The organism is Psychrobacter urativorans (genome assembly GCF_001298525.1).
Classification (GTDB): Bacteria; Pseudomonadota; Gammaproteobacteria; order Pseudomonadales; family Moraxellaceae; genus Psychrobacter; species Psychrobacter urativorans_A.
The window spans coordinates 1799122-1819939 of the sequence record NZ_CP012678.1 but is presented as its reverse complement, the minus strand read 5'-3'; the positions used below and the strand labels follow the sequence as shown (position 1 = coordinate 1819939).

At 43.2% G+C, this 20818-nt stretch carries 15 protein-coding genes; 2 read left to right on the top strand and 13 right to left on the bottom strand.

Features of this window, described 5'->3' with window-relative positions:
• Window positions 1–149: 149 nt before the first annotated feature.
• On the bottom strand, window positions 150–2939 hold the full coding sequence (secA, locus tag AOC03_RS07855; protein WP_062534847.1) for a preprotein translocase subunit SecA: 2790 nt from the start codon (window positions 2937–2939) through the stop codon (window positions 150–152).
• 384 nt (window positions 2940–3323) lie between these two features.
• On the opposite strand from secA, the gene mutS reads away from it, so the two are divergent.
• Both mutS and fdxA read left to right on the top strand, forming a co-directional pair.
• Window positions 3324–6419, top strand: coding sequence for a DNA mismatch repair protein MutS (gene mutS / locus AOC03_RS07850; RefSeq protein WP_062534844.1), 3096 nt, complete (start codon window positions 3324–3326; stop codon window positions 6417–6419).
• Window positions 6420–6562: 143 nt separating this feature from the next.
• Window positions 6563–6886 (top strand): ferredoxin FdxA, encoded by a 324-nt coding sequence (fdxA, locus tag AOC03_RS07845; RefSeq protein ID WP_062534842.1) that lies wholly within the window; start codon window positions 6563–6565, stop codon window positions 6884–6886.
• A gap of 102 nt (window positions 6887–6988) precedes the next feature.
• On the opposite strand, the gene AOC03_RS07840 is transcribed toward fdxA, so the two are convergent.
• The 12 genes from AOC03_RS07840 to AOC03_RS07785 all read right to left on the bottom strand — a co-directional run bounded on the left by AOC03_RS07840 (window position 6989) and on the right by AOC03_RS07785 (window position 20788).
• Entirely contained in the window at window positions 6989–7507 is a 519-nt protein-coding gene (locus AOC03_RS07840) for a pilin (protein ID WP_062534840.1), read from the bottom strand.
• Window positions 7508–7632: 125 nt separating this feature from the next.
• Entirely contained in the window at window positions 7633–8766 is a 1134-nt protein-coding gene (locus AOC03_RS07835; protein ID WP_062534838.1) for a serine hydrolase domain-containing protein, read from the bottom strand.
• Entirely contained in the window at window positions 8739–9947 is a 1209-nt protein-coding gene (locus AOC03_RS07830) for a methyltransferase family protein (protein ID WP_062534836.1), read from the bottom strand. The genes AOC03_RS07835 and AOC03_RS07830 overlap by 28 nt, the downstream gene beginning before the upstream one ends.
• A 92-nt stretch (window positions 9948–10039) precedes the next feature.
• The gene (locus AOC03_RS07825) at window positions 10040–10531 is read right to left on the bottom strand and encodes a pilin (protein WP_062534834.1); all 492 of its coding nucleotides are present in this window, start codon (window positions 10529–10531) and stop codon (window positions 10040–10042) included.
• 526 nt (window positions 10532–11057) lie between these two features.
• Window positions 11058–11516: a type IV pilin protein gene (locus AOC03_RS07820; protein WP_062534832.1), complete on the bottom strand. Its 459-nt coding sequence runs from the start codon at window positions 11514–11516 to the stop codon at window positions 11058–11060.
• The gene (locus tag AOC03_RS13010; protein WP_269465100.1) at window positions 11516–12148 is read right to left on the bottom strand and encodes a type IV pilin protein; all 633 of its coding nucleotides are present in this window, start codon (window positions 12146–12148) and stop codon (window positions 11516–11518) included. The genes AOC03_RS07820 and AOC03_RS13010 overlap by 1 nt, the downstream gene beginning before the upstream one ends.
• Window positions 12148–16593 (bottom strand): hypothetical protein, encoded by a 4446-nt coding sequence (locus tag AOC03_RS07810; protein WP_062534830.1) that lies wholly within the window; start codon window positions 16591–16593, stop codon window positions 12148–12150. Before AOC03_RS07810 ends, AOC03_RS13010 begins: the two co-directional genes overlap by 1 nt.
• Window positions 16594–16753: 160 nt before the next feature.
• The gene (locus tag AOC03_RS07805) at window positions 16754–17575 is read right to left on the bottom strand and encodes a PilX N-terminal domain-containing pilus assembly protein (RefSeq protein ID WP_062534828.1); all 822 of its coding nucleotides are present in this window, start codon (window positions 17573–17575) and stop codon (window positions 16754–16756) included.
• Window positions 17576–17662: 87 nt separating this feature from the next.
• Window positions 17663–18634: a PilW family protein gene (locus AOC03_RS07800; RefSeq protein WP_062534826.1), complete on the bottom strand. Its 972-nt coding sequence runs from the start codon at window positions 18632–18634 to the stop codon at window positions 17663–17665.
• Entirely contained in the window at window positions 18634–19146 is a 513-nt protein-coding gene (gene pilV / locus AOC03_RS07795; protein WP_062534823.1) for a type IV pilus modification protein PilV, read from the bottom strand. The genes AOC03_RS07800 and pilV overlap by 1 nt, the downstream gene beginning before the upstream one ends.
• Window positions 19143–19625 carry a prepilin-type N-terminal cleavage/methylation domain-containing protein gene (locus tag AOC03_RS07790; RefSeq protein ID WP_084785806.1) on the bottom strand — a complete coding sequence of 161 codons (483 nt, stop codon included), beginning with the start codon at window positions 19623–19625 and terminating at the stop codon, window positions 19143–19145. Before AOC03_RS07790 ends, pilV begins: the two co-directional genes overlap by 4 nt.
• A 371-nt stretch (window positions 19626–19996) precedes the next feature.
• Window positions 19997–20788, bottom strand: a complete 792-nt coding sequence (locus AOC03_RS07785) for a ComF family protein (protein ID WP_062534821.1) — start codon at window positions 20786–20788, stop codon at window positions 19997–19999.
• Window positions 20789–20818: the final 30 nt, after the last annotated feature.

Below are 20818 nucleotides of genomic sequence, written 5' to 3'. Positions count from 1 at the left end.
TACATTTTAACGCTTATTATGTGTCATTTCAGTGTTTAAATAGTGTCAAGCTGAATAATGACTGACGATAAAAAAACCCATGGCGGCAATCGCGATGGGTTTTTCTAATGAATACTATAAAGCAGACATTATAAAAAATGTGCTAGCCTTTATATTTTGCCATGACATTGCTTGTATTTAAGCGCAGAACCACATGGGCACGGTGCATTGCGGCTGATATTCATCCCTGCATAAGGGTTAGGTTCAGCACTATCAGCGGCGCCCTCTATACCAGCAGCCGCAGCGCCACCTAGATTGACACGCATCTGATCATTCGCACGTGCATCTGGCTCTGGTTGCGAATCACCTGCTAAATTCGCCACCTCGTCATGCTCAAAATGCATCTGCATCTGTGCTGCATCTGCGCGTTGTTGCGCCTCTAATGCTTCAAGCTCTGCTTTGGTTGGGATATGTACGCGTGATAAATCTTGTACCGTTTCTGACTTTATCGCGCCCAGCATCATTTGGAACAGCTCAAACGACTCGCGCTTATACTCTTGCTCAGGATTCTTTTGCGCATAACCGCGCAGATGGATACCTTTGCGCAGCTGATCCATTTGCGTTAAATGATCTTTCCAGTGCTTATCAAGACTTTGTAGCATGAAATGACGCTCAAGCTGGGCAGCACTTTGCACGTCCATTTGCTCACGGCGACCGCGATAATGCTCAAGCGCGGTATTAATAATCTTCGCACGCAGCCCTTCTTCATCGAGACGGCGGTCTTCATCTAGCCAATCATTAATCGGCATATAGAGCTTAAATTCGTTTTCTAGTTCATCCTCAAGACCATCAACATTCCATTGATCATCGACCGAACCTGGTGGAATAAACTGGTTGATCATGGCGTTATAGACATCATAATGCATCGCTTCAATGGCCTCTTTTAAGTCCATATCCGCCAGTAAGTCGTCGCGCTGACCGTAGATAACTTTACGTTGATCATTCGCCACGTCATCATATTTCAGCAAGTTTTTACGCGCATCAAAATCGCGGCTTTCAACTTTACCTTGGGCATTTTCAATCGATCTTGAGACCATTTTATGCTCAATGGCTTCATCTTCTTTCAAACCCATGGCGCGCATCATATTAACGACGCGATCACCGGCAAAGATACGCATTAAGTCATCTTCTAACGATAAGAAAAAGCGCGACATACCGGGGTCACCTTGGCGACCGGCACGACCACGCAACTGGTTATCAATACGGCGTGACTCATGACGCTCAGAACCAACGATATGCAAACCGCCTGCCGCAACCACTTGGTCATGTTTGATTTGCCATTCGGCTTTTAGACGTGCCATTTCTTCAGGACTGACCGCCTCAATGTCTTCAATAAACGACTGCCAGTTACCACCCAAGATAATATCTGTACCACGACCTGCCATATTGGTAGCAATGGTCACCGCTTTTGGGCTACCTGCCTGCGCAATAATTTCGGCTTCGCGCTCATGTTGCTTGGCGTTTAGGACGTTGTGTTTGACGCCTTCTTGATCAAGCAAATAAGACAATTCTTCACTGGCTTCAATAGTTGCCGTACCGACCAATACGGGCGCACCTTTTGCCTGAATCTCTTTAATCTCGCGGATAATGCCTTGATATTTACCCAGTTTGGTTAAGAAGATCTGGTCTTCTAAGTCTATCCGTGCAATCGGCTCATGGGTTGGAATCACGATGACATCCAAATCATAGGTCGATTTAAATTCGGCGGCTTCGGTATCCGCTGTACCCGTCATCCCAGACAACTTGTCATATAGACGGAAAAAGTTCTGGAAAGTGGTGGTCGCAAGGGTTTGGTTTTCCGCTTGAATTTCAACGCCTTCTTTGGCTTCGACGGCTTGATGCAGACCTTCTGACCAACGGCGACCGGGCATAGTCCGACCGGTATTTTCATCAACGATAACCACTTCGCCGTCATCAACGATGTAATGGACGTTTTTCACAAAGACATGATGAGCACGAATGGCGGCTTGTACGTGTGCGAGCAATGGCAAACGACTAGGGCTATACAGGCTTTCATTTTCGCCCAGTTCGCCCACTTCAATTAAAAAGCGCTCGATTTTCTCATAGCCTTTTTCGCTAATCTCAATCTGACGATTTTTTTCATCAATCCAAAAGTCTTCTTCTTCATTATTTTTATTGGCTTCTTCATCTTTTGAACGAATAAGCAATGGAATAATGGTATTAATCAATGCATACATCCGCGACGAATCTTCCGCTTGTCCAGAGATAATCAGCGGCGTACGTGCCTCATCAATCAAGATAGAGTCAATTTCATCAATGATACAAAAGTTTAGTGGACGCTGTTTTTTCTCGCCCAAGCTAAAGACCATATTATCGCGCAGATAATCAAAGCCGTATTCGTTATTAGTACCGTAAGTGATGTCCGCTTGATAAGCATCGACTTTTTCTTGCGCGGGTTGCTGCGAGTAAATCACGCCAACGGTTAAGCCTAAAAAGGCAAACAATGGACGGTTTAACTCGGCATCACGCGCTGCCAAATAGTCGTTGACCGTGACCAAATGCACGCCTTTACCGCTGATGGCATTGAGATACATCGCCAAGGTGCCCATCAAGGTTTTACCCTCACCGGTTTTCATCTCTGCGATTTTGCCTTCGTGCAAGGTGATACCACCAATCAGCTGCACGTCATAGTGACGCATGCCGTTGACGCGCAAGGACGCCTCGCGGCAAATGGCAAAGGCTTCTGGTAATAACGCATCCAAGCTTTCGCCGTTTTGATAACGGTCTTTAAATTCTTGGGTTTTTTGTTGTAGCTGCTCATCAGATAAGGCTTGTACGACCGCCTCTTGCGCGTTAATTTTAGCGACGACTTTACGCATCCGCTTCAGTTCACGCTCATTTTTGGTGCCAACCACACTGCCTACAATCTTTGATAACATAATTTTTTAACCTATGGAAATATTCGATAATCAGCAAAGTCACTTTAGCGCAGTCATTTTAGCAAAGTTGCTACAGCACAAACGAGCCTGTCGCCCCTTTACCACCCGACCCCTTTCTAGCGACTCAGTACTACCTAATCAAGTATCGCCCAATTAAGTGTGTCGATATTATATATGGTTATGCAGCTAATGGATACAAGGGCAGTGAGCAGTTATTTGCGCACGTTTAAAGGGGGTCAATTATGCTAAAATAGCCCTCATTCTACCGCTATTTTTTATGGTTATCGGGCTATTTTGAAGTATTGATAACAGAACATTTATGGTTCTGAGCCCATGACTGCTTGAAGCGTATGACCTTTTTAAAAGACTGATAAGAGACTGTGCATGCCTGTTAAACCCTCCGTTCAAAATACCCTTGCATTCAACACCGATGCATTAGAATCGGCTACCAGTAAAACGTTGACAATAGGCGATGCGGTCTACGATTTAGCCGACCATACGCCAATGATGGTGCAATACTTGACCATGAAAGCCAACTATCCCAATGCGCTATTGCTGTATCGGATGGGGGATTTTTATGAGCTATTTTTTGACGATGCCAAACGTGCCGCCCAGTTGTTAGATATTACCTTAACGCGCCGTGGGACGGATAAAGCAGGCAACACGATTGCCATGGCAGGTGTACCGTTTCATGCCGCTGATAGTTATATGGCACGGTTGATTGCGGCAGGGCAAACGGTCGTGGTCTGTGAGCAAATTGATGATGCATCTGCCACAACACCAGTCATGGGTGAGAAAAGTAAAAAAGACAATACGATAAAAACAGATAAAGACGCTCAAAAAGGCAAAGCCAAACAGCCGACCATTATGCGTCGTGAAGTGGTCAAAACCCTGACCGCAGGCACGATTACTGACGATGCCCTGATTGCGCCCAATCATACGCCCACGGTGGTGGCGATTGATATTGCAATTCCTAAAGGTAATAGTCATCAACCGTTGCAAGCAGCAATTAGCCAATTAGATTTAGCAGCAGGCACATTAACCACGCAAAATTTTAGTATCGAGCATAAAGGCGCTGCTGACAGTACTCATCAGCCTGAACAAGCATCAGTAGAACTACGCGCACAAATGCTCACTGTGTTGGCACGATTTGCGCCCAGTGAATGTATTATCAGCGAAGCCATCACAGAAGACTGGCTGCTGTGGCTAAGGACGCATCTTGATTGCCCCATTATCGAAGTGGCAGCAACGGACTTTCACCGTGACCATGCCAGCGCCACATTGTGCCAACAATTTGAAGTGCAACGCCTAGATGGACTCGGCATTGCCGATGCTATCCTGAGCCAAACCAGTTGCGCCGCCCTGATTCACTACGCCAGACAAACCCAGCAACGCCATGTGCCACAAGTGAATCAGCTGATTGTCGAGCATAATGACGACTACCTTATTGTTGATGCCAATAGTCAGCAAAATCTGGAACTATTCACGCCCGTTAGCGCCAACGGCACGGCACTGATAACCGTGCTCAATCATTGCAAAACCCCGATGGGCAAACGCCTATTAATGCAGCAAATGAAGCGTCCACTGCGCAAGCATAGCCGTATCAATCAACGCTTGGATGCCATAACGCGTCTATTAGATGCCAACCCTCAACTGGTTAACAATCTACGCACGACGTTAAATACTATTTGCGATATCGAGCGTATCAGCAGTCGTATAGGTCTGATGAGTGCCAAGCCACGCGACTTGCGCAAACTTGCTGATGGTATTACGAGCAGTCATCAACTGACGACATTATTAACTGATTTTGGCATTCAGGCTGAACACGCAGGCTTATTACCTCTGCTGATGCAGCAATTACCCGCGCAGCTGCCAGCAGTGCAAGCCGTTGCTGACTTAATTGAACGTGCCATTATCATCGAGCCTCCGGCACATATTCGTGATGGCGGCATGATTGCCATAGGCTATGATAGCGAGTTTGACCGCCTGAGCCATTTACATGACAACATTCAAGCCACCCTTGATGACATGGCAGCACAAACGCGCCACGCGCACCAATTGCCCAGTCTCAAAGTCGGCTTTAATAAAGTAAGCGGTTTTTATTTTGAGCTACCAAAAACGCAAGCCAAAAACGCGCCCAGCCATTTTATCCGTCGGCAAACCCTTAAAAGTAGCGAACGCTTTATCACCGATGCGCTAAAGACACTCGAGACAGAATATCTCAGCGCGCAAACTTTAGCATTGGCACGTGAAAAGCAGCTGTATCAAGACATTCTCACTACCCTAAGCAGCCATTTAAGCGCATTGCAACAATTAAGCGCGGCAATCGCCCAACTAGACGTCCTCAGTAATTGGGCACAATTGGCACGCATTCATCATTGGCAACGTCCGATGATGAGTGGCGATATTAGCAATACGCAAAAATCAGAACCACAACATCGCACCAGTATCGACATCATCGCCGGTCGTCATGTGGTGGTCGAAGCCGCACTCAATGCAAAAAACTACCCTCACGCTGAACAGCCAAGCACATTTGTCGCCAATGACTGTCAACTGGGTTGCAGCTTTGATGGTGTGAATGGTAAAGGGAAAGGACACTCTGAACGATTAATGATGATTACTGGTCCTAATATGGGCGGCAAATCTACCTATATGCGCCAAACCGCGCTCATCGTCTTGCTTGCCCATGTCGGCAGCTACGTGCCCGCCACGCGCGCCGTTATCGGTGATATCGACCGTATCTTTACCCGCATTGGCTCAGCGGACGACCTTGCCAGTGGCAAATCCACCTTTATGGTAGAAATGATAGAAACCGCCAATATCTTAAACCAAGCAACCGATAAATCCTTAGTACTAATGGATGAAGTCGGACGCGGTACGGCAACCACCGACGGATTAGCGATTGCTCATGCCTGTGTCAATCGCCTATTAGAGATTGGCTGCTTGACCTTATTTGCCACCCATTATTTTGAATTGACCCAATTGGCACAGACGGATAACACTGATAGCAAACGTTTTAATAATAAAAAAGCGAACGGCATTCGTAACGTCCACGTTGCCGCCAGTGATATTGACGGGCAATTACTGCTGCTGCATCAAATCCGCGACGGCGCAGCAAGTTCTAGCTTTGGATTACATGTCGCCAAGATGGCAGGTATTCCCAAAGACGTGCTAGATGATGCCAAGCGTTACCTACACGAGACGCTAAATGCCGATAAAGGCGCTGTTAAAAATAGCATAGTTGATGACAAAACTGACTTAGCTAAGTCAGGAAAGGATAAACGACTGCCCCATAATGATAATAATACGACTATCACTGCGGCTGACAGCAACACCCAACACCGTCATTCAGATGATAATCAACAACAAAAACAATTATTTAGCGTCTATCATCAGCTCACTGCCATTGACCCTGACAGCCTAACGCCAAAACAAGCGTTAGAGTTGCTGTATCAGCTTAAACAACTTATTAATCACTAAATGGGTTTGTTAAATGGGCATAAAGGCGCTAAAATATGCCTTATTTTTATTTAAACGCTTTTTAGCTCGCGTTTATTTATTTCACCCTTTTTTCAGTCGTAGTATGCATTTATACGCCGAATCAACCACAGGTAGCCGCCGCCATGACCTTTGTCGTTACAGATAATTGTATCCTTTGCAAACACACCGACTGTGTCGAAGTCTGCCCTGTGGACTGTTTTTATGAAGGACCTAACTTCCTCGTCATCGACCCTGATGAGTGCATCGACTGCGCACTATGCGAGCCTGAATGTCCCGCCAATGCTATCTTCTCAGAAGACGAAGTGCCAAAAGGTCAAGAAGTCTATATCAAGCTCAATGAAGAATTGGCGCAAACATGGCCGAACATCACTGAGATGAAAGACAGTATGCCAGACGCTGAAAAGTGGGATGGTGTTGAGAACAAATTGCAGTATTTAGAAAAGTAAGTATTTAAAACAGCGTAACGTTTTAAAATAAAAAAAAACCACCCAATGCCGATATGCGCTTGGGTGGTTTTTTATTGGTAAAATTTTTGCTCAATCACTAGCCTATAAGCTAGCATCATAAGCGCATGAATCAGGTAAATAAACCGCAGTAATATTACTGCGACAGCTCCAAGAGCCCTCACTACTCCGTAACCATGCCACCTTTCTACCCGCTATCGTTGGGGTGACTTGGGTAGATATTGTGGCAGTAATCGTAGACGTGAGGGTTAGCGGATTACTCAGCTGTGCCACACCGACATTATTGGGCAACACCACGCCCACTTGTGAGCCACCGATAATGAGATTGGACGCGGTAGCGCGTGGGTCACACTCATTCGTACCCAGTCCGATATCATCACGTCCGGTTTGCAAGCATTCCTCTACTGATAGTCGCAACTGCCCAAGCTCATTAATCACGCGCATGGCTTGGGTTTTGCCAACATAAATTTGGTATTGTGGTATCGCAATCGCTGCTAGTATCCCGATAATCGCCACTACAATCATCAGCTCAATCAAGGTAAAGCCAGATTGAGTCAGGTGGTGACGGTTTTGGGATATTTTTGGGCTATTGAGTGTAGTCATGGCGGTGATGTCACAGTAAATAAGGTTACTACCTTTATTGCATAGCGTATGCCATTATTACTTTAGATATAAAAATCCAACTCTTAGCTTTTATTAAAGCTTGTACTTTAGATTCAAAGTTTTTACTACTTTGATTGCTTTAAATAGGAATTATAAATCATTTGTAATAGTTGCTGATTACTATTCAACCATATAACTTCATTTTCAGAATTAGACAAAATAGACAGAACACCACCATCACTATCCATAGAGACTAAAGCGAGAGTCTTTGGAACCCTACCCTCTCTCCAATATAGAGTTAGTTTATCATTAATTGAATATTCATAACCCGAAAATCCATGACATCCTCGAACTTGTTTTATATCACAATTTACAATATCAAGCCGGCTAGTTATATTAGGATATGTACTTCTATCCATATTATATATATATTTAGCTAAGTAATCACTATTACCTGCTAAGCCACCTACAGGTAATAAAGCATAAAAATCAAAATTATTTAAATCTTTGTTTTTATTTATGTCAGGTACTTTTGATTTATCATTCTTCTGCTCTTGTATATAGTAAAGGTGACTATTTTTAAATTTGAAGTAACCTTGACTGACTTCAAAATAAGTTTTTGAATGGACATTCTCGATGACTTGAGCTAGCAAGCAATAGCCTAAATTTGAGTATATATTTTTGCTATTAGGCTCAAAATCCAGAACAGTGTGCTGTAAAGTTTCAATTTTATAAGGACACCAAGGTGATGAGTTTGACATAGTGTCAGGAGTGAGGTTCCTATCAAAACCTGCTCTATGCGAGAGAAGATCAGATATCGTTATATCGGCAACTCTTGCATCTTTTAGAGCCTTACTCTTTAGCTCAGGTAAAAAACTGACTAACTTATCATCCAAGTTAATTTGCTTTCTTCGTACCAAATCTAATATCAATTCAGCAGTAAACAGCTTAGTGACACTGGCATAAGCAAATATAGTATTATCATCAATTTTTTGAGTTAAGTAGGGCAAACCTTCCCAACCAGCGGTACAGCCCGATTGCTTGCCTTCAGGGTCGATATAAGACAATTGCAGATTTGCATAACCCAAGTCTTCAATACTGTATCGAGCAACTTCTTTTAACCACTTACTTTTTATCCCTTCGCATTGCAAACTATTCAAGACAAACGGTTTTTGAATACTTTGTAATATTGAAAATTCCATTACATAAATCAGTAGCATAACCAAAAAAATCAGTAAGTAGGATAGCTTTTTAACCATCGGAAGATTCCTTTTTTCTCTATGTCGCTGCAATATTGACGGTATTCAGGGAACTTCATTAAGTGGCGCTCTTCACTTTTGGCACGACCATAATATATAAGGCTGACAAAGGTTAGCCCTAAAATATTTTTCCACCACTCCACGCTGATAAAAGCCACACCCATAAAAGGTAGGGTATATAACCACCAATAGATATTTTTTGCGATATATGCCGGATGCTTACTATAACGATAGACACCTTTATCAATCAAGCGACGATAGCTCAAGTTTGAGAACGTCATACCAAATTCAAAGGTCGCCAGCCAATAGACAACCCATGTCATATTTATAATGATAAATAAAATCCAGTACAGGATATTATCTTGCGGAATGAGTTGATTCCAGACTAAGCTGTCTTGCTGGTCATTAACTTGGCGCATAATCCAAACTAAAGGTGGATAACATAAAAGGGCGAATAACCAACCCAAAAAATTACTATCGGTATCGATGATTTGGTTATTAATAATCGCTGAGCTGAATAGATAACCAAAGATACCAATCAACATATCGATACTGACGCCAAAATTAAATAGTAACAGACTGACCGCACCGCTATTAAAATGCCATGCCGTATTGAGCAAAATGCTTAAATTACCCAAAAACCCACTGTACATAAACGGCACAAACACAATTTTTACCGCTGTTTTTAATAAAAATTTTTGTAAAATAGCTTTATCTAGCGGAGTTCTTCTATTGAGCATTGCGCCAATCTTTGCATATTCATCTTCTGGCTCAAGCAATCTTCTATCTGAAAAAAAAATATAAATTACAGATAAAGCCATAATTAATGGAAAGGTAAAAAACAAGTCATTAACGAATGGTGCATAATCCGCAAGCCCTGATTGTGTTACTGCGAAGGCATATATATAAATAATAATAAACTGCAATAAAAAGACTATTGTTTTACTTTTAACACGAATATTATTGATAGGACTTAGGTCTTGCTTACCTCTTTTATAAGGATTTTGGATATAAGCCAAGACTATGAGTGGCGTAATACAAATAAATAACCAACCTCTCACTAGATACTCAATATCAAAGTAATCTATCAGATAAAGTTTAATGACTAAATAGCCGATAAGAAAGCTAAGTGCTAGAACAGCAGATGCCTGTCTTGGAGAAGTATGCACAGAACTAATCATAAGAGACACTTTTTACTGAATATAAAATCAAAAAAAAGAGACATAGTCGCTATGTCTCTTTTTTATTACTTTTACTATTTACTGATTTTATATTAACCGCCAGTAGTTTTAGCTACTGTAGTTGGACAACCAGCTGGAGCATATTTGCTTGGAGCAGTAGTTGTACAAGTCCAGCTTCCTTCATTAGTACGAGTCCAAGTAACTGTTTTGGCAGTTGCATCTTTTAGAGTAGCAGATGCATTACCCGCAAACGTACCAACAATCGTACCATTGGTAGCAAGAGTAGCTTTATTCTTACCATCTGTTACTGCTGTACCTGCAACAGACGTTACTGGTGACGTTGTCATGCTCATAATATCAGAGCCTGTCCAACCCATGTCACAAGCATCAATAGCAGTTTTACCTGTATTTAAGCAGTCTTCATAGGCAGTTTTCAGTGCACCAGTTTCACCCATTACACGGGATACTTGCGACTTAGCGATATAGTTCTGATACTGAGGAATAGCAATCGCAGCCAAGATACCGATAATGGCAACAACGATCATGAGTTCGATTAAGGTAAAACCTTTTTGCATAGTATTCATAGTAGATCCTTTTGGGTAATATGCCGACAGGGTAATAACCATCCAATCCGGAGTGGGTCACTGTCTGCCAGTTATAAGTATGGGGTATTCATATCGTAAGGTCAGTTAAGCGTATTGTGCACTTGCTGACTGTCTTATTATTAATGTTGCAGGTAGTGTGCCAACTTTTTATCTTCATTTAATTTTTTTGGTATTACTGACAGTATTGACGACGATAGCCATGGTTATAATGAGGAGTAACGATGCAAGCGTGACGATACGCTTATTACGCTTATAGAGAACGATATATTTATATCGGTATGCAGGGGAGGTATAGATAAAGAAAAGCAGATAAGCGGATTTATGTGGCTTTTGGCATTTACTATTAGCGACCATTCTTGTCAGTGCGCTAATGTTACTGTTAAGTTACCTAAAATGGTCACTTTAGATAATATTTAGGCCTATATGGTAATTTTAGCTGACAATTTTTGTCAGCTCTATATATAAATCGACAAAATTTGTTTATTTTATTGCAGTTTATAAAGGGTTATTTATTCCAATCATCGCCCGTACTACAGACCGAGCCGCGGCATTTGATACCTTGATGGTTTAAAGTAAGTGTACCATCAGTCGCGATTTGAGTGCCTGTCTTTGGTGTGGCGGTGATGGTCCAAATGGCGGTTAGCGGACTGGGGGTAAAGGTAATGGCGTAGAGCGCAACACCTTGCTGAGGATAATTACCGCCTAATCCTGTCGTCAAGGCGTCACTATAGCTGCCTTGTGCCAGTTTGCGACTTTCGATTTGCGTAGCGATATTATGCATCTCGCTCATCATGTCGGTGCGCTTGGATTTGATGACGTAACGCTGATAGTTAGGATAGGCAATCGCAGCGAGAATACCGATGATGGCGACCACAATCATCAGCTCAACGAGGGTGAAGCCCCGTTGTGGCGTTAGCTTGTGCCGTGGGAATGATTGGGCTTTATGAATCGTACTATTGGTCATTACCATTCCTGTTGTCCTGTGCCGCAGTTGCTGGCTGTGAGAGCCACACTGGTATTTTTGCAGCGCATGCCAGTACTGGTCAGCATGATAACATCGCCACCTTTAGCAATACCCGTAGTGCTAGGTTCTGCCAGCATCTTCCATGTGCGTCCAATGGCGCTATCGAGCCCTGAAGTGATTAAGGTCTTGGTCGTATCTTCACCATCGACAAGGGTTATTTTATAACGATAATTAGTGGCGGTACTGCCAGTTGGCACATAGATGGTATTATTACTCGCATCATACTCGTAGCTGGTCGTAGTGATCTTATTAACGGTCACTAGTTTCTGTGGGACAAAACCTTGATAAGTAAGCGCGGAGCTGCGCCAACGATCGAGCTGAATCTGGAGCTGGAGCATCTTGGCTTGGGTTTCGCGTTCCGCATTGACAATGGCGTAGCGGCGATAGCTAGGAATGGCGATGGCAGCCAGTATGCCAATAATAGAGACGACAACCATCATCTCCATTAAGGTAAAGCCTTTTTGCTTGCGGTGCAGCTTGGCTTTATCTTGCCCTTTATGCTGATGTTGTCCATCAGATTTCAGCATATTAGATTTCAGCATCGTGGCGAGCGTACTGGCTAGGCTGTTCATCAGTTACCCTCATACCATTGGGTCGGTTTTAACACAAAACGGTCACGGAATAGCAAGTCTGCCATTGCGCCATCGCCATTAGTCGTATTAGCGCCGCCATAGCTGTTCGAATCGGTAATCTCATTACCGGTTAAAAATGGATTGGGTGCAGTACCTTTGTTACTATCCGCGCCATAGTTTAAGCGCTTGACTGCGCGTTCACTAAGCGTGCGTGTACCTAGTAATACGGTGGTATTGAGATTGGCTGAGTTGACCGCGCCAAGGCTTAATTCTTGAATACCCTCACCTGCGGAGATAAAGCCGCCAGTGCCCGTTTTTGAGGTATTGTCCTTATCCATACACACGCCATAAGGCAGACAGTAGAGCTGATGCTCTGAGCCGCCTAGTACTTGCGCCTCACAGATATTCTTTTTGCTGTATGCCATATTTGGATCATATACCGACACGTAGAGATAATTGTTAATCACGCGGTAGTCGCCCATAGCCTTGATATGCGGGACTTTTTCAAACCCATTAAATCGGGTCAATGGATAATACCAGCCGTGTTTACTCTTATCTTTCATCGGTTGAGTCAATGCCAGCTTAGCCACCTCAGTATTTGCCGTCAGTTTGTCCCCACCAAGTTCAACCAAATCTGTACTACTATTCAGCTCTTTAATCTTCAACGTAGACGGCTCAGCGGTCAATATATCCTCGCGGGTCACGTCACTATCGATGATGCCGTACAGTCTATTGGCTTGCTTGATATCCGTGCGGTGCTTGGATAACGGCGAGCTACGATCCCCTGAGGCGATATTAATCAGTGCAAACAATGAGTTGCTCTTATCTTGATAAAAACTCACAATCGGACGGTTATAAAAACGATAGGCAATAGGGTTGGTCACCGTGTTGCTGGCATCACGCTTGGAAGCATCGAGAATGCGTACCACTCGCACGTTGCTAAAGGCTTTAGCTTTTTCATTAATAAAATCAGCGCGAAAGACGTTACCGCCCATATCAGCGAAGTATAGGTGATCGAACAGACCGTCATTGTTGCGATCAAGGACAGTCACCCCAGCGACGATACTATGTTTATAAGGGTTATCCCATGACCAAAGTTTAGCGCCCGTTTTTGCATCACTGATATACATTGAACTGCCTTGAGTAGCAGTCGTTGTACTAAATGTTGGGTCTTCGTACTGCATATCGTAGCCACCACCAAAGATGATGACGTCTCTATATTTACTATCACTTGCCGATATGTTCATACGTGCGGTGGTGACGGTATTCCAAAGTTGCCCAACGTTACTATAGTCGCTATTGACGGTTGTGGTCTGAACACCGTTTACGTTTTGGTGCAATACAGGTTTACTATTAACCGTGTCAGGGGTAATACTAAAGAGGATTTTCGGTAAGTTTTTATCTGCTAAATCTAATCCATACAGACCATCAGCGCCCATACGGAAGCCACCATAGGCGACAAGTGGTAAGAAATTACTGGTGTTAGTCACATCATTCGCATTATTGGTATCGGGTTTATATAATGATACCTTACGTGTTTTTTCGCCACCGGTTGCCGTCTCACTACCATAACGGTACTTGGCACTTACTAGCCACGGCGCATCGACACCAAAGGCAAGATCACCCATCGCATCTTTGACCAGTGCGTCTGGTTGCTTACGGAACATCTCTTGTAATACCAATGCCCACTGCTCTTTGCCTGATTTCGAATCGACCATGTGTAGCGCACCATCCATCGTACCGAACAATAGATAGTCATCCCGATTATCTACGGTTACATTACCTGCTGCATCAACTTCAGCACTATAAGAGACTAGTGCAGGCTTTGAATGCACCACACCACCGACTTGACGGATAGGAGATAGCGGTAAGTAATCCTGCATTCTAAATTTAAATATCTCTGTATTGTCACTAGTGTTATAAGGAATGTTATAGCCTAAAAAGTTAAGCAATAAGCGCTTGGATTGAAGTAGCCCAAAGCCTCCTTGATTATTATAATAAACAGCGTCGTTAACAGTAGGAAAACCGATAGGTTCACCTGAACTAGCCACAGCAATTTTTACCACACCCTCAGGGATTGGGTCAGCATTAGAACCAATATAGTTCTCAACAAATACGTTACGGGTACTGGCTGGTGACTGCGAGTTGGGAGCAGTGAGCTGCGCATAAAACCCACCTGCAGTGACAGCTGAGTTTCCTGAATCAAGATATGGAGTCGGCTGCCATAAATCAGCCGTGCTGTCTTTTAACGCACCACTTTGATTGTTATACAGTCGACTGCCATTTTTACCATATAAAGTACCATTCTTGGTTTCATATTTTTTAAGGTTACCTGGCCATACTCGATAAGTATCGCCTACTTTTGGCTCCAGTAGTGGTAGATAGGCATAGGGTAAAGTTGCACTGGTCTGATAGGGATCATCGGGTACGCTAATAGTACCTGCTGGAATGGTATTGATGGTTTGATTCAAGTCGGTGATGAATTTTTGCACACTATTAGCGATATCGAGTGACGTTTCTGCATAAAAAAAGCCGCCATTACCATAGTCTTTCCCGCCCCATTTACAGGCATTTTGGGCGTCTAAGTTGGTTGCTTTATCGCAGTCATAAGTACCATCAGATTTTTTGGGAATACCAGAGAACGATGAGCCAAAGCCTGCTACTGCGGTTCGGATACTGGCACCTGACGGGTTTTTTGTGCCGTCATATAAACGCTTAGCATACTCGCCGATATACTCCCAGCCGCCTGTTTCCCCAGGGAAAAGGTTGGACTGTAGTTTTGGAGAAACCAGACCTGATGGCTTACTGGCAATACTATAGCTACTGGTTAAAGAGCTATTAATAATAGTCTGCGCCATGCTATCTTTGGTAGAGTTAGGCGCACCATCGGTTAAGAAGTAAATACCATTACTATCGCAGCTCTCTTTACTACTACCCTTGATATAAGTATTAGTACTGGCATTTTTAGTGTCTGCTGCTGAATATCTAAAACCGCCCACATTATTGTCTGCGAGGTCTGGCTTTAGAGTGAATGGGTTGGTTCGATAGGACACAAGACCTGTAATGCCTTCACCATAACCCCAAACGGTTCCAACGATAGGCTCAATATCAAGCGGCTCTTGCGCTACTTTTAGCCAACCACCATAGCGCCAACCAACAGGCAAGCTATCATAGGTATCCCATAGATTGGTCATCGCTACTGTTTTACCAGTAGCCGCTTTAAATTTAGCATTAAAATCTGCTTGATCAGTAATTTTTCCCCAACCGCCTGACGCGTTAGGGTAGTAAATACCACCAGTGACAGTTCCCTTCGTAACAGTATTACCATCACGACCTGGCCAGTTATTGACACACTGCTTCACGGTAGCGCCGATAGCGGTAGTATCATTAGGACCCAGCTCAATACAAACAAAGTAGATTTGATTGCCTTCCGTGGCAGACTTCTGCTTCACCATATAGCCATCATAAATAATTTTAATATTGGTGATGTTGGTTAAAGTACTGTCAGTACCTGTGCCTGTACCCATCATATAAGCACCAGCCTCCGCATAGGCGTGGGCTGTTGGTGTACCACTCGATGATTTAGTAATATTTGGATAGCTATTACTGGACAGTTTTAAATTCGCATTTGGAGTACCGTCTTGATTGGTAGTGGTGTCAAGTGACTGAATGTTAGCCAATTCGGTAGCGATTTTTTGACGCTGGGCAATAGTTAAAGGTGCTGAGGGTACGAGTATACGACCTGAGTGACCATCGACTAACTTGTTAGTTGCCGTACCAATACTCATCTCAGTCTTAGATGAAAAATGCCCAAGCCCCATATAGACTTTATTACTGATTTGGTCACTGGCAAGCAGTGGCAACAGGGCGTCTTTCAGACGCGATAGGCGGTCAAGCTCAGTGACGGTTTTTGCGTTGCTGCCAGTTCCAATTGTTTTAGTACAGCCACGGACATAATATGGGAAAGTCTGATTCCCTATAACAACGCTTTTATAAATAGCAGTTTGACCTTTAGTTGGACTACCGACAGTATTATCAATCAGATTGTACTTCCATTCGAAAATATTGTTGGTGGTGGAGCGATTATTTTGATATTCACCAACACCTATCCGGTCACACAGCGCCACATCTACGTCCCCTGGACTACCGTATGGGTTATTCTTTGGCAATACCAATGAGCTAATACCCATCGAGCCTGAAGTATCAATCATCATCATCAGGTTGGTACGCGCTGCCGATGCTGGCTGATAAATACTTAAGTCGCCCATTTTACTGACGACCCCTTGTTCATTCACTGCAGCCTGTGCCACTGTCATACACAGCATACCGAGTACAGCGGCACTGACGCTTGAAATACGTAAGGCGGAATGTACCGGTTGTGATACACCATGCTCGCAGGCAGTCTCTGCTGGCGTATGATAACGATTGAGATCTCTGGGTTTCATAATGTTATCTCCTGAGCACGGCTACAATAGACGCAGTGGTATGCATAGAATAATGACAATCTTGCAAAAGCTATAAAGTGAAAGTAGTAAAAAATAGAACATACGTTGTATAACGAAATATCTATTTTGAGCAATTTATTAATAATATCTTTTATATATATTAGCTGTCTTTGCATAGCGCACTGGTGCTATTACCTTTAGTGCCACTGCCAAAGAAATTACAAAACTCGCCGCTTTGAATATTAGCGACATCAACCTGCTCGACCAGCATTTTGTTCGGGATATTATTATCCGTCATACATTTGGACACACCATCGGCGCTATCTGAGGCGTCTTTTTTAAAGCAGTCTTTGATCTCATCGGTTTTGGCATTGCCATAAGAAGGCAGTACTGAAGTCGAATAAATAGCAAAGGTATGCATTTTCGCCGTTTTGGCTTCAGTGTCTGAGCCAAGCGTCATATGTCCAAAGGCACGTGTACCAGCTACATTACTGACATTTTTGATCATGACTTGGGTCATGGTAGTGTTGCGAGCACTGGTATAATCACCAATTACGGTAGGATCACAGTAGCCCTCATTATTACTCAATAGCATACCCGCACTACGACGTATCACGGCTTTATCAATATTAAAAAATCCCGTACGCGGACGATAACAGAAGTCAATAATGTCATTATCGGCACTGCTGTTCAAAATATAATAGCCAAAGATGCCCGTAAAGCTCATGATCTGCTTATGTTCTTGACTCTGAGGGTCATCATTAACTGACATCTCAATCTTATTATTGACACTATCCGAGGACTGTAATAGTACGGTATTAATCTGATCACTGGTCGCAAGCTTCAGGTCGATGCTGCTGTTACGTACCGCAATTACGCCAACAAGCATGATAAGAATTAAAAACAGCAATACGACAATCAAGACCGCACCGTGCTGATTGGATAATGTAGAGGGAGTTGAGTAATGTCTATTGATATCCATGGCTAATTACCTTTATTAATATACATTAGCCATCAAATCTGAGGCTGGAGTCATCTACTTAATCAATAATAATTATCTAACAATGGTTTATGGTGCACTATTATCAATGATACGCATGACGCGCGCATTGCGTAATAAAATATTTGACTCATAGACACGGCGCAGATACTTTGGCGCATTACCTTGTGTTTTTAGAGTCTGCTCTTCACCGAATATGATAAATTTTTCAGCGCTTGCTTCAGGACTGTTCGCAGTACTACGCGCTAAAACAGCAATTCTAATATTGACGATTGGTGGCTTGGGATCGGTCAACGCCATATATTGCGCCACAGTCATATCGGCATATTCATAGCTTACTTTACCTGATGCGGTGACGACAGACTGTTGTACGCCCAAACGGATGTTAAATTGATCAATATTCTCAATAATAGTTTGACCGTTGTCCGTGAAGTTTTCTGCTGTTTTATCTTTTATACGACCAGCGTCACAATTAAGATTGAGGTTTCTTCTTGTACCATTTCCGGTACCTGTACCTGTGGTGACAAAATAACGAGTAATGACATGCGCATTCGGTTCAATATTTACACCTTCGCAGTCAAACAGCTCTTTCCCTGTAGTATTCACATATTGAATGGTCAGCTGTTCACTCGGTATATCTGTATTGCTTAACGTAGCGGGGCTCGTAGCGACCGTGCGTGTTACAAAATTGCCAGAGGTATCACCATTTTTTACCGCAGCATTGACATTAGTAGCATCTTCCTTACCGACGGTTAAAATAACACCGCCCATCGCTGTCGTGTCATTAATAGCCACGCCGTCATTACCCAAATTCGCAAGACGTATTTGTGGCTCAATAGTCTGTAATCCAAATACTGCTTTGTCCTGAATCTCAGAGCCTGCAGTTTGTATCCGATCGACGCGCTGACTGGTTATAAAAACTTGTATGACCGCTGCCGATATCAGCAACCCTAATACCAGTGATATCATCAGCTCAATTAAGGTAAACCCTCGCTGATGGCGGATATCATGAGATATGAGTCTGGGAGTAATATGGCTCATCAGTACGTCTCCACGATGACGCACGTGCCACCACTTTTATAGACGCCTGTACTGGTAGCACAGGCATTAGCGTCGTCACTCATCTCAGGTTTTGTATTGCCCCAAGCGGCAATGAGGCATTTAATCTCAGAAAAATTAGCCGTTCCAGGGCAAGTCACCATACTTATAGTGATACCATAATCTTGAAGTTTTTTGACCGCGATATTTGCATCTTTTATAGCAATCTGTTCTGAGCTACATTTTTCACTTAATTCTTTACAAGTGGCTGCCTTACTTTCATCAGGGGTTTTGATAGCATCTTGGTAGGCTTGCATTTTTAAAGGATTGGCGCGCATATTTTCAGCCAATCCACGTACAACGCTTAACGCCTGCGTACGTACTAAGCTCTCATCAGTTGCTTTAATAGCTTGTAACTGCAAAGCACTAAAGCCCAGTACTGCCACTGATAATAATAAAACAGCAACCAGTACTTCTACCAATCCGACACCGCGCTGATACGATAGCCTAATCATGTGCATGATCCTGCAAGTTGACTTGTAATATTACCTAGCTTACTAACACTAACCTGTCTGGGAGAGGCTGCCGTATTACTATCACAAATAGTATAGGTCATCTCATCTGCGGTTTTATTTGGCTTAAACTTAACATCGCCAGTAGCCTTAATGGTGATTTTGGCATCATATCGATACGTGGCGACAGCGTTTGAGTTAGCTTTAAGCTCGATTGAGCCCGTACCTGTGCCATTATTATTAAAACTTACGGTTACTATCTGCCGACGAATCACACTTTCTACTTTGGCTTCTTTTAGGGCGTTGACTAACGTAGCAGTTGTACCCTTTACCCGCTGATTGGCAAGCTGAGTACTGATATTTGGTGCAGCAATACTCACAATAATAGCCATAATCGCCACCGTCACCATCAGCTCAATCAGGGTAAATCCTGCGCTGGTTGTAGGTTGTGAGTATGACGAGCTATTTATGGATGCGTTCACATCAATATCCTATGACTGACTACTACCGATTTTCAAATAATGACGATGAATCCTTCTATTAACAAAGCATTCGTCATCAAACAACTGACATCTACCTGACATCTAAGTAACTTATGATGAATATATTTTATTCATCAATTATTTTATTAACATTGCAATATTCATTCCACTATATCTATAGGATTACACCTCGGTTTAGGGTGTGATCCCTTTACCGTGATTAGGCATAAATTAAAGGTTATCTATTTTAAAATTATTGATTACACAGTATAAAGATACAAATTAGCAATGTTCATTATACATAAAAATAACACTAAAAGTCAGTGTGTGATTTTTATCATATGGTGAGGATACTGAGCATGGTAGGGTTATCATTGATGACGATGACTACCATGCGCAAGTGCGTAGGCGCTAATATGATAGGGATGAGTAATGGGAATATAGGCATTAAGAGGCGTGATAGACTGAGCAAGTAGCGTACCCGCTAACGCCTGCAAACTCGCGCCTGTCGTGGCAACATCATCGAATAATAGCAGACGTTTAACAGGTGGTTTTGCGGTGAGGACAAAGGCATTATTCAGATTGGTTAAGCGTTCAGCGCGGCTCAAGCCTTGTTGCCTGACCGTACTGTCAATACGCTGCACGCCATGCCATAGTGGGATTTGCCAATGTTTAGATAAATAAGCGCATAAGACCGTTACAGGGTCAAAACCGCGCTTCATAAGCCTGCTGTTCGTCGTTGGCATAGGAATAATGACGCTGTTGGCTGCATGGCAACCATGAGGACGTGGCAATTGACGTAAGGTATGCACCAATAATGGTAACTTCGTCATGTCTTCATGGTGTTTAAAAGCGCGAATGGCTTGGCGAATAGGATACTCATAATAGCTCGCCGCTTGAATCGCTAGTGACGTGCCTGCGACGACATCAATATTAAAGGGAGCAGGCAGCCACATGATATGCTCATGACAACGCTGACATAACAACCCTTTATTAAAATAGCGGCTAGACAATGACCTCAGACGACTGACCGAACCACTGGCATCATTGTTAAATGAGCGTGGTAATGGTGGGTCACTACGGGTCACACGGCAAAGCTGACAGCGACTATTCAGATACTCTGCCAGCCATAAGCCACTTTGGTACGGTGCTAAACGACGCATAAATGACCACTATATAAATAACTACGGTAA

What these genes read in the sequence shown, in the direction of transcription:
- AOC03_RS07830 (WP_062534836.1), bottom strand. Translation starts at nt 9,947, where the DNA reads ATGATTAGTTCTGTGCATACTTCTCCAAGACAGGCATCTGCTGTTCTA.
- secA (WP_062534847.1), bottom strand. Translation starts at nt 2,939, where the DNA reads ATGTTATCAAAGATTGTAGGCAGTGTGGTTGGCACCAAAAATGAGCGT.
- fdxA (WP_062534842.1), top strand. Translation starts at nt 6,563, where the DNA reads ATGACCTTTGTCGTTACAGATAATTGTATCCTTTGCAAACACACCGAC.
- AOC03_RS07805 (WP_062534828.1), bottom strand. Translation starts at nt 17,575, where the DNA reads ATGGATATCAATAGACATTACTCAACTCCCTCTACATTATCCAATCAG.
- pilV (WP_062534823.1), bottom strand. Translation starts at nt 19,146, where the DNA reads ATGATTAGGCTATCGTATCAGCGCGGTGTCGGATTGGTAGAAGTACTG.
- AOC03_RS07835 (WP_062534838.1), bottom strand. Translation starts at nt 8,766, where the DNA reads ATGGTTAAAAAGCTATCCTACTTACTGATTTTTTTGGTTATGCTACTG.
- AOC03_RS07800 (WP_062534826.1), bottom strand. Translation starts at nt 18,634, where the DNA reads ATGAGCCATATTACTCCCAGACTCATATCTCATGATATCCGCCATCAG.
- AOC03_RS13010 (WP_269465100.1), bottom strand. Translation starts at nt 12,148, where the DNA reads ATGAACAGCCTAGCCAGTACGCTCGCCACGATGCTGAAATCTAATATG.
- AOC03_RS07785 (WP_062534821.1), bottom strand. Translation starts at nt 20,788, where the DNA reads ATGCGTCGTTTAGCACCGTACCAAAGTGGCTTATGGCTGGCAGAGTAT.
- mutS (WP_062534844.1), top strand. Translation starts at nt 3,324, where the DNA reads ATGCCTGTTAAACCCTCCGTTCAAAATACCCTTGCATTCAACACCGAT.
- AOC03_RS07840 (WP_062534840.1), bottom strand. Translation starts at nt 7,507, where the DNA reads ATGACTACACTCAATAGCCCAAAAATATCCCAAAACCGTCACCACCTG.
- AOC03_RS07810 (WP_062534830.1), bottom strand. Translation starts at nt 16,593, where the DNA reads ATGAAACCCAGAGATCTCAATCGTTATCATACGCCAGCAGAGACTGCC.
- AOC03_RS07825 (WP_062534834.1), bottom strand. Translation starts at nt 10,531, where the DNA reads ATGAATACTATGCAAAAAGGTTTTACCTTAATCGAACTCATGATCGTT.
- AOC03_RS07820 (WP_062534832.1), bottom strand. Translation starts at nt 11,516, where the DNA reads ATGACCAATAGTACGATTCATAAAGCCCAATCATTCCCACGGCACAAG.